Genomic DNA, 11,289 nt, shown 5'->3' with positions numbered 1-11,289 from the left:
CGGCCCGCGTCTCCAGCGCCTCGGCCCGGCTCTTGTGCGCCTTGAACCGCCCGCCCGCGCGGGCGGCCAGCTCGTCGAGCACCATGAAGCCCGCGTTGTGCCTGTTGCCCGCGTAGCCGGGACCGGGGTTGCCGAGCCCGACGATCAGCCAGCGGTCCATGTGTTCCTCTCAGAACGGGACGGGGCAGCGGGCGCACGGCCCGCTGCCCCGTCACCGGACGTCACTCGGCGGCGGCCTCGGCGGTCGCCGCTTCCTCGACCACGGGGCCCTCTTCCTCGGCCGGGGCCTCGGTCGGCTTGGCGATCACCTGGACGATCACGGTCTCCGGGTCGGCCTCCTTGAGCGAGGCGCCCTCCGGGAGCTGGATCTGGGCGGCGGTGATGGAGGCGCCGACCTCCATGCCCTCGACGTCGACCTCGACGCCGGTCGGGATGTTGGTGGCCTCGGCCTCGACCGACAGCGTGGTGAACTGCAGGTCGAGCAGGCCCTCGGGGTTGACGACGCCGACCGTGTTGACCGGGATCTCGACGGTGACCTTCTCGCCGCGCTTGACCAGGAGCAGGTCGACGTGCTCGACGAAGCCCTTGATCGGGTCGCGCTGGACGCCCTTGGGCAGCGCCAGCTCGTTGACGCCGTCGCCCTCCAGGCGGATCAGCACGTTGGCGGTGCGCAGCGCGAGGAGGACCTCGTGGCCGGGCAGCGTGAGGTGCTTGGGCTCGATGCCGTGCCCGTAGAGGACGGCGGGCACCTTGTTGTCACGGCGGATCTTGCGGGCGGCGCCCTTGCCGAACACGGTGCGCGGCTCGGCGGCGATACGGACTTCAGACACGACATCTCCTAGGGATGCAGAGATCGGATTACTGCGCTCCCCCTCACCCGCCCTAGCGGAAGGCGTTACGAGCGCAACCTGGTCAGTCTATAGCGTCGCGCGGCGGGCTCCGTCAGCGTCGGCTGCCGGGCCCGCCGCCGGTGGCTAGGAGTCGCCCTCGAACAGGCTGGTCACCGAGCCGTCGGTGAAGATCTCGGTGATGGCGCGGGCGATGAGCGGCGCGATCGACAGGACGGTCAGCTTGTCGAACTGCTTCTCCTGCGGCAGGGGCAGCGTGTTGGTGACGATGACCTCGGAGATGCGGGAGTTCTTCAGCCGGTCGACCGCGGGGTCGGAGAAGACCGCGTGGGTCGCGGCGACGATCACGTTGGTGGCGCCCTGCTCGTAGAGGGCGTCGGAGGCCTTGCAGATGGTGCCGGCGGTGTCGATCATGTCGTCGATCAGCACGCAGGTGCGGCCGCGCACCTTGCCGACGACCTCGTTGACCTTCACCGAGTTGGCCACGTCGAGGTCGCGGCGCTTGTGGATGAAGGCCAGCGGAGTGCCGAGCGTGTCGGCCCAGCGCTCCGAGAGCCGCACCCGGCCGGTGTCGGGCGAGACCACGGTGGTGTTGGCCAGGTCGAGCCGGTTCTTCAGGTGGCTCTCCAGCACCGGCATGGCGAACAGGTGGTCGACCGGGCCGTCGAAGAAGCCCTGTATCTGCGAGGTGTGCAGGTCGATCGACATGAGCCGGTCGGCGCCGGCGGTCTTGAACAGGTCGGCCATCAGCCGGGCGGTGATGGGCTCGCGGCCGCGGCCCTTCTTGTCCTGCCTGGCGTAGCCGAAGAACGGCATGACCACGGTGATGCGCTTGGCGGAGGCCCGCTTGAGCGCGTCGACCATGATGAGTTGCTCCATGATCCACTGGTTGATCGGCTCGGTGTGAGCCTGGATCACGAAGGCGTCGCAGCCTCGTACGGATTCGAGGTAGCGGGCGTAGATCTCGCCGTTGGCGAAGTCGGTCAGTTTGGTGGGGGTGAGGGAGACGCCGACGTGTTCGGCGATCTCCTCGGCCAGCGCCGGGTGCGCTCGCCCGGAGAAGAGCATGAGGTTCTTCTCTCCGGGCTGCTTGATGCTGGTCATGAGCCATTCTCCCGCTGTTGCTGCTCAGCCAGCGCCCGCTCGGCGGCCGCTGCCGACTTCGTTCCCGCGCGCCTGCGCAAGACCCATTTCTCGATGTTGCGCTGACGCGCTCTCGCCACCCCGATCGCCCCGGGTGGCACGTCGCCGTCGATGACCGAGCCGGCCGCCGTGTAGGCGCCGTCGCCGATCGTCACCGGGGCGACGAGCATGGTGTCGCATCCCACGAAGGCGCCGTCGCCGACCGTGGTGCGGTGTTTCTCGACGCCGTCGTAGTTGACGAAGACCACGGCCGCGCCGATGTTGGCGCCGTCGCCGATGTCGGCGTCGCCGGCGTAGGTCAGGTGTGGCACCTTGGACCCCTCGCCGACCTTGGAGTTCTTCATCTCGACGAAGGTGCCGGCCTTGGACCTGCGGCCGAGGACCGTGCCGGGGCGCAGGTAGCAGTAGGGGCCGACGCTGGCGTCCGGGCCGATCTCGGCCTGGTCGGCGACGGCGTTGCGCACGACGGCGCCTGCGCCGACCCGGGTGGCGGTCAGCGTGGTCGCGGGGCCGACCTCGGCGCCGGCCTCGACGACGGTGCGGCCGTGGAGCTGGGTGCCGGGGTGGATGACGGCGTCGGGCTCGATCACGACGTCCACGTCGACCCAGGTGGTGTCGGGGTCGACGACGGTGACGCCGGCGCGCATGTGGCGCTCCAGCAGCCGCCGGTTGAGCACCTTGCGGGCGAAGGCGAGCTGGACGCGGTCGTTGACGCCCTCGACCTCGGTGTGGTCGGCGACGGCGCAGGCGCCCACGCGGTGGCCGTCGCCGCGCAGGATCGCCAGCACGTCGGTGAGGTACTCCTCGCCCTGGGCGTTGTCGGTGGAGACCCGCTTGACGGCGTCGGCCAGCAGCTCGCCGTCGAAGGCGTAGATGCCGGAGTTCATCTCCCTGATCGCGCGCTGCTCCGCGCTCGCGTCCTTCTCCTCGACGATCTCCATGACGGCGCCGTCCGCGTCGCGCACGATGCGGCCGTAGCCGGTCGGGTCGGGGACCTCGGCGGTGAGCACGGTGACCGCGTTGCCGTCGGAGTCGTGGCGCTCCAGCAGCTCGGCCATGGTCTCGGCGCGGAGCAGCGGGACGTCCCCGTACGTGACCAGGACCGTGCCGGAGATCGTGCCGACCTCCTCCAGGACGGTGCGGACGGCGTGGCCGGTGCCGCGCTGCTCGCGCTGGACGACGGCGCGGGCGTCGGGGCTGGTGCGGGCGAGGTGGCCGCCGACGCGTTCGAGCGCGTGGCCGATGACGACGACGAGCCGCTCGGGGCCGAGGTCACGGGCGGCGGCGAGCATGTGGTCGACCAGGGCTCGGCCGCACAGCTCGTGCAGGACCTTCGGGGTCTGGCTCTTCATCCGGGTGCCCTCGCCGGCGGCGAGGACGATGACTGCTGCCGGGCGCGGCACACTCACGGACTGAGGCTCCCTGTGGATTGATTGATCAGGGCAAAGGCGCGGCTACCGCACCGCCACCCTCCCGACACCGTGAGAATACCTGCCCGCCATGTGGCGCCCCTATGGGGGGAGCGGCGGTAAAGCTCCCGGAAGAGGATTCGAACCCCTACAAAGTGGACCAAAACCACTTGTCCTGCCGATTAGACGATCCGGGACCGGCCAGACGCCATGCGCCCGACACATCCCTACGATACCGACCCCGCGCCCGGGTCCGCGCCCCGAATACCGGCTACACGCCGGGGCAGTCCCATCGTTCGACACCGAGGTCTTCCTAACTTACGTTTGCGTAGGTTACGGTGACGTAGGCAGGACATTAGTCCCGGAAAGATCCAGAGAGGTTGCCCATGACCGTTCTTGCCGAGCGCTCGACATCCGGCCCGAAGCCCGACTTCGAACCAGAGCCACGCACCAAAGCCGAACTCGTGACCTTCGCGCTCGTCGTCGGGCTCCCCCTGGTCGCGATCGCGGCGGCGGTCCCCTTCGCCTGGGGATGGGGTCTCGGCTGGACCGACATCGCCATCGCCGGCGTCTTCTACGTGGTCTCCGGGCTCGGCGTCACGGTCGGACTGCACCGCTACTTCACGCACGGCTCCTTCAAGGCCAAGCGGCCGCTCAAGATCGCTCTGGGTGTCGCCGGCAGCCTCTCGCTGGAGATGTCCGTGCTCGACTGGGTGGCGACGCACCGCAAGCACCACAAGTTCTCCGACAAGGAGGGCGACCCGCACTCCCCCTGGCGCTTCGGGCCCGGCTTCAGGTCGATGTCCAAGGGCCTGCTCTACGCCCACATGGGCTGGCTGTTCGACGCCGAGCGCACCAACCGCGAGAAGTACGCCCCCGACCTGGTCAAGGACCCGGACGTGATGAGGCTGCACCGGTGGTTCGGCGCGCTGGCCCTCACCTCGATCGTGCTGCCCGCCGTCATCGGCGGCCTGGTCACCTGGTCCTGGCAGGGCGCGCTGACCGCCTTCTTCTGGGGCACGCTGGTCCGCATCGGCCTGCTGCACCACGTCACCTGGTCGATCAACTCGATCTGCCATGTGTTCGGCGAGGAGGAGTTCCAGGTCCGCGACAAGTCGCGCAACGTCTGGTGGCTGGCCATCCCGTCCTTCGGCGAGTCCTGGCACAACCTGCACCACTCCGACCCGACCTGCGCCAGGCACGGCGCGCTGAAGGGCCAGATCGACATCAGCGCGGCCATCATCCGGCTCTTCGAGAAGCTCGGCTGGGCCCACGACGTCCGCTGGCCGTCGCCGGAGAGGCTGGCGGCGAAGCGGATTGTCTGATATTTCGACGGCGGTGGCCGGTGATCCACCTGTCACCGCCATTATGGGAACCGTGACCGAATCCCGTTCGCGCAGGCGCATGACCGGTAGAGAGCGCAGAGAGCAACTGATCCTGATCAGTCGCACGCTGTTCGCCGAGAAGGGGTTCGACGGGACCTCGATAGAGGAGATCGCCGCGACGGCGCAGGTTTCCAAGCCGGTGGTCTACGAGCACTTCGGCGGCAAGGAAGGCGTCTACGCCGTGGTCGTCGACCGGGAGATGCAGAAGCTCCTGAGCATGATCACCGAGGCGCTCTCCGCCAGCCACGCCCTCGTCAAGCTGGAGCGCGCCGCCCTGGCGCTGCTGCGCTACATCGAGGAGAGCAGCGAGGGCTTCCGCATCCTGGTCCGCGACTCCCACGCGGCCTCCGGCACCGGCACGTTCGCCAGTCTCATCAGCGAGATCGCCAGCCAGGTGGAGGACGTGCTGGCCGACGAGTTCGCGGAGCGCGGCTACGAGCCGAAGCTGGCGCCGATGTACGCGCAGATGCTCGTCGGCATGGTGGCGCTGACCGGCCAGTGGTGGCTCGACGCGCGCAAGCCGGCCCGCGAGGAGGTCGCGGCCCACCTGGTCAACCTGGCCTGGAACGGTCTGACCGGGCTGAACCCGCAGCCGGCGCTCTCCGCGACCACCCGCCAGCAGGTGCCGGCCAAGCCGCGCGCCGGCGACAAGGAGCTGCGAGAGCTGGAGAAGGCGCGCGAGAAGGAGCTGAAGGAGGCCGAGAAGGCCCGCCAGCGCGAGCTGCGCGAGGCGGAGAAGGCCAGGCTCCGCGAGCTGAAGGAGCGCGAGCGCCAGCTCAAGGAGGCCGAGAAGGAGCGCGAGAAGGTCCTCAAGGAGGCCGAGAAGGCCCGCGAGCGCGAGGAGCGACTGCGCCAGCGGGAGGCCCGGCTGGCGGAGCGCGCCGCCCGGCTGGGGCAGGGCGAACCACCCGAATAAGTCGTTGCGGGAGAGTTAACGTCCCGTTCAACCTAAGTGGGCATATTTCAGATATGTCCGTTGAGCCACTCCCGCCCGACCACGACCTGCCCCTTCCGCAAGAGCGGTTCCTCAACCGCGAGGAGAGCTGGCTGCAGTTCAACGAACGGGTCCTGGAGCTGGCCGAGGACCCGTCGCTGCCGCTGCTTGAGCGGGTCCGCTTCCTGTCCATCTTCGCCAGCAACCTGGACGAGTTCTTCCGCGTACGGGTCGCGGGCCTGAAGCGCCGCATGGCCACCGGCCTGCTGCTGCGCACCAAGAGCGGGCTCAAGCCGAGCGAGGAGCTGGCCAGGATCGCCACCGTGGCCGACGCGCTCGCCAAACGGCACGCCGCGGCCTTCCACGAGCAGATCCGCCCGCGGCTCGCCACCGAGGGCATCGAGATCGTCCGCTGGGACGAGCTGGGCCGCGAGGAGCGCACCGAGCTGCGCAAGCTCTTCAGAGAGCGGATCAGGCCGGTGCTGACGCCGCTGGCCGTCGATCCCGCGCATCCGTTCCCGTACATCTCGGGTCTGAGCCTCAACCTGGCCGTCGTGGTGCGGAACCCGGCGAACGACCACACCGTGTTCGCCAGGGTCAAGGTGCCCTCGCAGCTGCCGCGGCTGGTCCAGCCGTCACCGAACCGGTTCGTGCCGCTGGAGGACGTGATCGCGGCCCACCTGGGGCAGCTGTTCAAGGGCATGGAGATCGTCCAGCACCACGTCTTCCGGGTGACCAGGAACGAGGACCTGGAGGTCGACGAGGACGTCACCGAGAACCTCATGCAGGCGCTGGAGAAGGAGCTGCGCCGCCGCAGGTTCGGGCCGCCGGTGCGGCTGGAGGTCGAGGACACGATCTCCCAGGAGGTGCTCGACCTGCTGGTGGAGGAGCTGGAGCTCGATCCGCACGAGATCTACCGGATCCCCGGGCCGCTGGACATGACCGGCCTGAACGTGATCGCGGACCTGGACCGCGGTGAGCTCGCCTACCGCCCTTTCGTGCCGGCCGAGGCGATCGGCGCCGCCGATGACGTCTTCGCGGTGCTGCGCGAGCGCGACGTGCTGCTGCACCACCCGTACGACTCGTTCGCCACCAGCGTGCAGCGCTTCATCGAGGCGGCCTCCGCCGACCCGCGGGTGCTGGCGATCAAGCAGACCCTCTACCGGACCAGCGGCGAGTCCCCGATCGTGGACGCGCTCATCGACGCGGCCGAGGCCGGCAAGCAGGTCGTGGTGGTCGTGGAGATCAAGGCCAGGTTCGACGAGCACGCGAACATCTCCTGGGCGCGCAAGCTGGAGCGGGCCGGCTGCCACGTGGTCTACGGCGTGGTGGGGCTCAAGACCCACTGCAAGCTGGCGCTGGTGGTGCGGCAGGAGCCGTCGGGCGAGCTGCGTCGCTACTGCCACATCGGCACCGGCAACTACAACCCCAAGACGGCCAGGCAGTACGAGGACTTCGGCCTGCTCACCGCGGACCCGCTGGTCGGCGAGGACGTCACGGACCTGTTCATCCACCTGACCGGCTACTCCCACCACTCGGCCTACCGGCGGCTGCTGGTCGCCCCGCACTCGCTGCGCGGCGGGCTGGTGGCCAGGATCGAGCGGGAGATCGCCCACCAGCGGGCGGGCCGCCCCGCGCGGATCAGGATCAAGACGAACTCGCTGGTGGACGAGCCGATCATCGACGCGCTCTACCGCGCCTCGCGCGCCGGCGTGCCGATCGACCTGTGGGTGCGCGGCGTGTGCACGCTGCGCCCCGGCATCCCGGGCCTGTCGGAGACCATCCGGGTGCGGTCGGTGCTGGGCCGGTTCCTGGAGCACTCCCGGGTGTACGAGTTCGGCCTGGGCAGGCGGCCGGAGGTGTGGATCGGCAGCGCCGACCTGATGCGCCGCAACCTGGACCGCCGGGTGGAGGCCCTGGTCAAGGTGACCGCGCAGCAGCACAAGGCGTACCTCGTGGACCTGATGGACCGGGTGATGGCCGACACGACGAACACCTGGTGGCTGAACGGCGACGGGAACTGGGTCCGCCACCCGGGCGAGGACCTGCAGAGCCGCCTGATCGGGATGCGCCGCTGGAGGAGCGTTGATGAATGACCCACTCCGCGCCGCCGGAGCCGTGATCTGGCGCGGCGAGGAGAGCCGCCCCGAGGTCGCCCTCGTCCACCGCCCCCGCTACGACGACTGGACCTTCCCCAAGGGGAAGCTGAAGTCCGGCGAGCACGTGATCTCCGCCGCGCTGCGCGAGGTGCGCGAGGAGACCGGGCTGACCGTGGCGCTCGACCGCGCCCTGCCGCCCGTGCACTACCTGCACGGGACCCGGCTCAAGCGGGTGGACTACTGGGCGGGCCGGGTGGCGGAGGAGGGCCCGTTCGTCGCCGGCGACGAGGTCGACGAGCTGCGCTGGCTCCCCGTGGACCGGGCCCGCGAGCTGCTGACCTACGAGTGGGACGCGGGCCTGCTGCGCGCGCTGTCGGCCGCGCCGCTCGCCACCGTCCCCCTGGTGCTGGTACGGCACGCCTCCGCCGGGTCGCGCCAGACCTGGCAGGGCGCGGACTCGCTGCGCCCGCTCGACGCCGAGGGGCTGGCCCAGGCGGCGGCGCTGGCCACCGTCCTGCCCGCGTACCGGCCCGCCGTCCTGCTCAGCTCGCCCAGTCTCAGGTGCGTCCAGACGCTCGCGCCGTACAGCTCGCACCTGCGGCTGGAGCCGCTGCTCAGCGAGGAGGGGCAGGACCCGCGCAAGACCACCGCCCTGGTCGGCGAGCTGACGGAGCGCGCGGCCGTGTGCAGCCACGGCAAGGTGCTGCCCCCTCTCATCGCCGCGCTCAGCGGCAGGGACGTGCGCCTGCGCAAGGGCGCGTTCGCGGTGCTGCACCGGGTGGGCGAGCGGGTGGTCTGCGCGGAGCGGTACGGGCTATAGCACCTTCTCGACGCCGGCCATGGTCTCCGACCAGACGCGGGGGAAGTCCTCGTGCGCCCGCTCGGCGGCGGCGCGCTCCAGCCCGGCCAGGACGCCGTAGGTGAAGGTGTCCTCGCCCGCCCGGCGCGCGGCCCCCGCCTCCTCGGCCAGCGTCTCCTGGGCGACGACCCCGTCCTGGTGGGCGCCGAGCACCTCCTGCACGTCCTCGGCCAGCTTGGCCAGCGTGCCCATGCGCTTGCCGAGCGTGTCGCGCAGCGCCTCGGCGGTGTAGCGGGCGCGCTTGGCCGCCTTGCGCACGTCGTGCATGGCGATCTCGCGCTGCTCGGGGTCGTCGATGGCCTGGGCGGTCTCGTACGCCTTCGTCACCCGGTTCCAGTTGGCGGCGGCGACGTCGGCGAGCCGCGTCTCGGCCGGGTCGGCCGCGGCCTTGCCCAGCTCGGGCTCGGACACCAGCGCGTCGAGGGCGTCGAGCAGGGCGTAGTAGCGCTCGCCGCCGAGCGTCTCCCTGATCGTGTCGTAGCCTTCCCGCTCGCGCCTGAGCAGGTCGTCGCCGAGCCGGGCCCGGACGGGGCCGACGACCAGCTCGGGCGGGAGCCCGGCCAGCTCGCGGGCGAACCTGGCCCTGATCACCTCCAGGTCGCGGACCTCGCCCAGGACGCCGCCGAGCCAGCGCAGCTCGTCCTGGATCTCGCTGGTGTTCCTGACGACGGGTTTGAACGCCTTGAGCGCGCTGCGGAGCCTGCGGGCGGCGACGCGCATCTGGTGCACCGCGTCCTCCTCCTCGCGGCGCACCCGCGGGTCCTGGGAGAGGAGGGCCGTCACCTGAACGGACAGGTAGGCCATGACGGTGTGGCCCGCGGTTCCCGGTTCGAGGCCGGCGTGGGGGGCGGGCGGCGGGTCCAGGAGCTTGGCCAGCTTGCTGGTGGCCGGCGACGGCGTGGCGCCCGCCTTCCTGAGCCGCTTGCCGGTCTTGGCCAGCAGCTTCTCGTCGCCCTCCAGCAGCTCCGCCTCGACCTCGCGCCAGCGCATCACCGCCGGCGGGTCCGTGCCGTACACCGTGCCCTTGACCCGGTCGTCGGCGATCTCCACCAGCTTGCGGTCGCCGTCCTTGAGCAGGGTGACGCTCCTGCGGGTGTCGAGCTCGGCCACCACGCCCAGCTCGGCGCCCCGGGTGTAGGCGCGCACCAGCTCGGCCAGCTCGGCCGGGACGACCTTGGTACTGCGGGTCAGCGGGATCGCGATCTCCTGCCGTACCCCTTTGGCCTTGGGCAGCTTCAGGTGCCAGCCGGGGTCGGCGCCGCCGCGCCTGCGTCTGAGAGTGACGCCGCGCCTGGCCAGCCGCAGGTCGGGGGTGTCGTAGTAGAGGGCGACGAGTTGGAAGCTCTTCGGGCCGACGACCTCGGCCAGGCCGCTCAGGTCAGGCAGCTGGTAATCGGCGGTGACGTCGAACTTGTCCTCGATCTCGATGCCCACGACACCTCACAAAAAGGTCGGATTTCGGACGATAATCCCACTTTACGCAGGCTCGTCACATGGCCTGAAGCAGCTCGATCCTGTTCCCTGCCGGATCTTCCACGTACACCCTCCGGAAACCGGGGAACAGGTCGTCGGGCACCGCGCCGGGGAGCTGGGCCACGAGCGCGTCCAGATCGTCCACCAGGAACGCCGGGTGCGCCTTGCGCGGCGGGCGGAAGTCCTCCTCCATCCCGAGATGGACCTCCAGGCCGGGGCCGCGGAACCAGACGCCGCCCCGCTTGGCCAGCTCCGGCGGCTTCGGCACCTCGCGCAGGCCGAGGATCCCGGCGTAGAACGCCCTCAGCTCGGGTTCGCTGCCGGGCGGCGCGGCGAGCAGGACATGGTGCAGGCCAGTGATCATTTCTGCGCCACCACGAAGATCCGGCGGAACGGGAACGGCGTCCCGTACGACCCGGCCGGGTAGGCCCGCGCCAGCCGTTCGGCCAGCTCGGCCGTGAACCGCGCGCGCTCGCGGTCGTCCAGCCGGTCGAGCACGGGCCGCAGCGCGGTGCCGGAGACCCAGCCGAGCACCGGGTCCTCCCCCTCCAGCACGTGCACGTACGTGGTCTCCCAGGCGTCCACCCGGCAGCCGAAGCCGCTCAGCAGGTCCAGATACTCGACCGCGTCGCCGACGGGCCTGCCCCGATCGAGGTCGCCGAGCCGGTCCACCCAGCCGGGGGACGCGCACAGCTCGCGGATGGCGGCGTGGCTCGGGGCGTCGTAGTTGCCCGGCACCTGGAAGGCCAGCCAGCCTCCGGGGCTCAGCGCGTCCACCCACCGCTCGACGACGACGCGGTGCTCGGGCACCCACTGGAGCGCGGCGTTGGAGACGATCACGTCGACCGGCCTGTCAGGGTGCCAGGTGGCCACGTCGGCGACGGCGAAGGAGACCCCGCCGCCCAGCTCCCGCGCCTTGGCGATCATGGCAGGCGAGGAGTCGAAGCCCAGCACCTCCGCCCCGGGCCAGCGCCGGGCCAGCTCGGTGGTCAGCTCGCCGCTGCCGCATCCGGCGTCCACCACATATGCCGGGCTCTCGGCCCGTACTCTGGCCACGAGATCGAAGAACGGGCGCGACCGTTCTTCGCCGTAGCGGGCGTACGTGTCAGGGTCCCACATATCTCTTGACATAGAGATAA

The 11,289-nt window shown here is 70.6% G+C and carries 10 protein-coding genes, 1 tRNA gene and 1 pseudogene; 4 read left to right on the top strand and 8 right to left on the bottom strand.

What is annotated here, in order from left to right; genetic code table 11:
- The 5 genes and pseudogenes from KME79_RS34980 to KME79_RS34960 all read right to left on the bottom strand — a co-directional run.
- A pseudogene (locus KME79_RS34980) lies at window positions 1-160 on the bottom strand (aminoacyl-tRNA hydrolase); the annotation flags it as partial.
- 61 nt (window positions 161-221) lie between these two features.
- Window positions 222-830, bottom strand: a complete 609-nt coding sequence (locus KME79_RS34975; RefSeq protein ID WP_148029109.1) for a 50S ribosomal protein L25/general stress protein Ctc — start codon at window positions 828-830, stop codon at window positions 222-224.
- A gap of 144 nt (window positions 831-974) precedes the next feature.
- Window positions 975-1,952, bottom strand: coding sequence for a ribose-phosphate diphosphokinase (locus KME79_RS34970; RefSeq protein ID WP_148029108.1), 978 nt, complete (start codon window positions 1,950-1,952; stop codon window positions 975-977).
- Window positions 1,949-3,400, bottom strand: coding sequence for a bifunctional UDP-N-acetylglucosamine diphosphorylase/glucosamine-1-phosphate N-acetyltransferase GlmU (gene glmU, locus KME79_RS34965; protein WP_219549485.1), 1,452 nt, complete (start codon window positions 3,398-3,400; stop codon window positions 1,949-1,951). The genes KME79_RS34970 and glmU overlap by 4 nt, the downstream gene beginning before the upstream one ends.
- A 125-nt stretch (window positions 3,401-3,525) precedes the next feature.
- Window positions 3,526-3,597 (bottom strand) — tRNA-Gln (locus KME79_RS34960).
- Between the two features lie 189 nt (window positions 3,598-3,786).
- Here KME79_RS34960 and KME79_RS34955 point away from each other — a divergent pair.
- Genes KME79_RS34955 through KME79_RS34940 form a run of 4 tightly spaced genes read left to right on the top strand, consistent with a single transcriptional unit; the run spans window position 3,787 to window position 8,638 of the window.
- Entirely contained in the window at window positions 3,787-4,725 is a 939-nt protein-coding gene (locus KME79_RS34955; RefSeq protein ID WP_219549483.1) for an acyl-CoA desaturase, read from the top strand.
- Window positions 4,726-4,768: 43 nt separating this feature from the next.
- Window positions 4,769-5,701 (top strand): TetR/AcrR family transcriptional regulator, encoded by a 933-nt coding sequence (locus KME79_RS34950; protein WP_148029105.1) that lies wholly within the window; start codon window positions 4,769-4,771, stop codon window positions 5,699-5,701.
- A 53-nt stretch (window positions 5,702-5,754) separates the two neighbouring features.
- The gene (locus KME79_RS34945; protein ID WP_219549481.1) at window positions 5,755-7,815 is read left to right on the top strand and encodes an RNA degradosome polyphosphate kinase; all 2,061 of its coding nucleotides are present in this window, start codon (window positions 5,755-5,757) and stop codon (window positions 7,813-7,815) included.
- Complete coding sequence (locus KME79_RS34940) at window positions 7,808-8,638, top strand: NUDIX hydrolase (protein WP_219549479.1); 831 nt, start codon at window positions 7,808-7,810, stop codon at window positions 8,636-8,638. Before KME79_RS34945 ends, KME79_RS34940 begins: the two co-directional genes overlap by 8 nt.
- Here KME79_RS34940 and KME79_RS47235 read toward each other — a convergent pair.
- The 3 genes from KME79_RS47235 to KME79_RS34925 are packed head-to-tail and all read right to left on the bottom strand — an operon-like array spanning window position 8,633 to window position 11,269.
- Window positions 8,633-10,111 (bottom strand): CYTH and CHAD domain-containing protein, encoded by a 1,479-nt coding sequence (locus KME79_RS47235; protein WP_219549477.1) that lies wholly within the window; start codon window positions 10,109-10,111, stop codon window positions 8,633-8,635. The genes KME79_RS34940 and KME79_RS47235 overlap by 6 nt on opposite strands.
- A 55-nt stretch (window positions 10,112-10,166) precedes the next feature.
- A complete protein-coding gene (locus KME79_RS34930) occupies window positions 10,167-10,514 on the bottom strand; it encodes a VOC family protein (protein WP_219549475.1) in 348 nt (115 codons plus the stop codon).
- Window positions 10,511-11,269, bottom strand: coding sequence for a trans-aconitate 2-methyltransferase (locus tag KME79_RS34925; RefSeq protein ID WP_219549473.1), 759 nt, complete (start codon window positions 11,267-11,269; stop codon window positions 10,511-10,513). The genes KME79_RS34930 and KME79_RS34925 overlap by 4 nt, the downstream gene beginning before the upstream one ends.
- Window positions 11,270-11,289 lie beyond the last annotated feature (20 nt).

This window comes from Nonomuraea harbinensis (assembly GCF_019396385.1).
GTDB classification, from domain to species: domain Bacteria; phylum Actinomycetota; class Actinomycetes; order Streptosporangiales; family Streptosporangiaceae; genus Nonomuraea; species Nonomuraea ferruginea.
Note: the sequence above shows the minus strand (reverse complement) of the source record. Positions and strands in the feature narration are given on the sequence as shown.

Bases quoted from the DNA above. Each gene is read 5' to 3' on its own strand.
- KME79_RS34940 (WP_219549479.1), top strand. From the start codon at position 7,808: ATGAATGACCCACTCCGCGCCGCCGGAGCCGTGATCTGGCGCGGCGAG.
- KME79_RS34955 (WP_219549483.1), top strand. From the start codon at position 3,787: ATGACCGTTCTTGCCGAGCGCTCGACATCCGGCCCGAAGCCCGACTTC.
- KME79_RS34925 (WP_219549473.1), bottom strand. From the start codon at position 11,269: ATGTGGGACCCTGACACGTACGCCCGCTACGGCGAAGAACGGTCGCGC.
- KME79_RS34970 (WP_148029108.1), bottom strand. From the start codon at position 1,952: ATGACCAGCATCAAGCAGCCCGGAGAGAAGAACCTCATGCTCTTCTCC.
- KME79_RS34930 (WP_219549475.1), bottom strand. From the start codon at position 10,514: ATGATCACTGGCCTGCACCATGTCCTGCTCGCCGCGCCGCCCGGCAGC.
- KME79_RS34950 (WP_148029105.1), top strand. From the start codon at position 4,769: ATGGGAACCGTGACCGAATCCCGTTCGCGCAGGCGCATGACCGGTAGA.
- KME79_RS34945 (WP_219549481.1), top strand. From the start codon at position 5,755: ATGTCCGTTGAGCCACTCCCGCCCGACCACGACCTGCCCCTTCCGCAA.